Origin of the sequence: Streptomyces calidiresistens (genome assembly GCF_014141525.1) — a bacterium.
Lineage (GTDB): Bacteria > Actinomycetota > Actinomycetes > Streptomycetales > Streptomycetaceae > Streptomyces > Streptomyces calidiresistens.
This window is the reverse complement of sequence record NZ_VKHS01001008.1, coordinates 1-1,688: the sequence shown is the minus strand read 5'-3', so window position 1 is coordinate 1,688 and position 1,688 is coordinate 1. Positions and strand designations below refer to the sequence as shown.

Annotated in this window: 2 protein-coding genes; both read left to right on the top strand. The window is 76.1% G+C overall.

Going from position 1 to position 1,688, the window contains the following annotated elements:
* The first annotated feature begins 191 nt into the window (after positions 1-191).
* Positions 192-986, top strand: coding sequence for an MBL fold metallo-hydrolase (locus tag FOE67_RS24990; protein WP_182667086.1), 795 nt, complete (start codon positions 192-194; stop codon positions 984-986).
* A gap of 115 nt (positions 987-1,101) precedes the next feature.
* Entirely contained in the window at positions 1,102-1,671 is a 570-nt protein-coding gene (locus tag FOE67_RS24985; protein ID WP_228474268.1) for a DedA family protein, read from the top strand.
* Positions 1,672-1,688 lie beyond the last annotated feature (17 nt).

The window sequence follows — 1,688 nt, the reverse complement described above, 5'->3', positions numbered from 1 at the left end:
GTCCGGGGACGCGGGGGCGTCGGAGCCGCCTCGGACGGGACCCCGAAAGGGGTGACCCGGCCGGGGCCCCGGGTACGGACCCGGGGACGGACCCGGGGACGGAGCGGGCCCCGCGGCGCCCGGGCGGGAACGGGGCGCGAACGGAGCGGGTGCGGACCGGGCAGCCGGACGCCGGAGGGACGGGAGCGGGAATGGCGGTGGAGATCACCTGGTGGGGACACGCCACGGCGAGCGTGCGGGACTCGGGCACGACCGTGCTCACCGACCCGTTGTTCCCCCGCTGGCTGTACCTGCTGCGCCGGCGCACCGGCGCGATCCCGCCCACCACCGCGCACCGCGCGGACGTCGCCGTCATCTCCCACCTGCACGGCGATCACCTGCACCTGGCCTCCCTGGCCCGGATGGCACCGGGCACCACCGTGGTCCTGCCCCGGGGAGCGGTCCGCGCGGTGCCGGCGCTGCGCCGGTTGGCGCGGCGCCGCGAACTGGTCCTGCGCGAGGTGGCCGCCGGGGAGAGCCTGCCGGTGGGCACGGTGCGGGTGCACGCGGTGCCGGCCGCGCACGACGGCCGGCGGCGACCGGGGGCCCGGCTGCGGGTCGAGCCGCTGGGGTTCGTGATCGAGGGCCGCACCCGCACCTACTACGCCGGGGACACCGGATGGTTCCCGGGCATGGCGGAGGCGGTGGGACGGGTGGACACGGCCCTGTTGCCGGTCGGCGGTTGGGGACCGTTCCTGGGGCCCGGCCACCTGGACGCCCGGGAGGCGGCCCGGGTCGCCGCGCTGCTGGCCCCCGCCGCCGCCGTGCCGGTGCACTTCGGCACCTTCTGGCCGCTGGGGCTGGAGGGGGTGCGCCCGCACGAGTTCTCCTCCCCGGGGGACGAGTTCGTGCGGCACACGGGGCGACTGGCCCCGACCGTCCGGGTACACCTGCTGGCGCCGGGACAGAGCGTGCGGCCGCTGGTCGAACCGGGTGGGGACGGATGAGCGGGGTGATCGGCGCGGCGGCGCCGGGGGGTGGAGGAGGGGACCCGGCGTGGACACGGGAACGATGACGGTCGCGTTGACGGGTGCGACGGTCGCCGCGGAGACGGCGGAGGGGATGACCCGGGGGGTGTTCGGGTACCCCTCGCTGTTCCTGCTGGTCTTCATCGGGGCGTTGGTGCCGGTGGTGCCGACGGGGGCGGTGGTCAGCTCGGCCGCGGTGGTCGCCCTGCACGAGGGCCAGCCGGTGTGGTCCTCGGTGCTGGTCCTGGTGGTCGCCGCCGCGGGTGCCTTCGCCGGTGACGGGCTGCTGTTCGTGCTGGGGCGACGGGGGCTGGAGTCGGGACGTCCCTCCCGGTGGTGGCACCGGTTGCGCGATCAGGTGTCGCCGGAGCTGCTGGATCGCTCGCGCCGGCAGTTGGAGCGCCGCGGGGCGACCGTGCTGGTGCTCTCCCGGCTGGTTCCGGCGGGGCGGCTGCCGGTGCTGCTGGCCTGCCTGATGGCCCGGATGCCCTTGCGCGACTACCTGCGCGGCTCGGTGCCCGCGGTGCTGGCGTGGGCCCTGACGTACCAGGTGATCGGTTTGGTGGGGGGAGCGATCTTCCCGAGCACCTGGCAGGCGGTGGCGGTGGCGGTGGGGTTGGCCCTGTTGGTCACGGTGCTCCCCCTGTCTCTTATACGCATCTGACGCCTCCGACGAAGCAG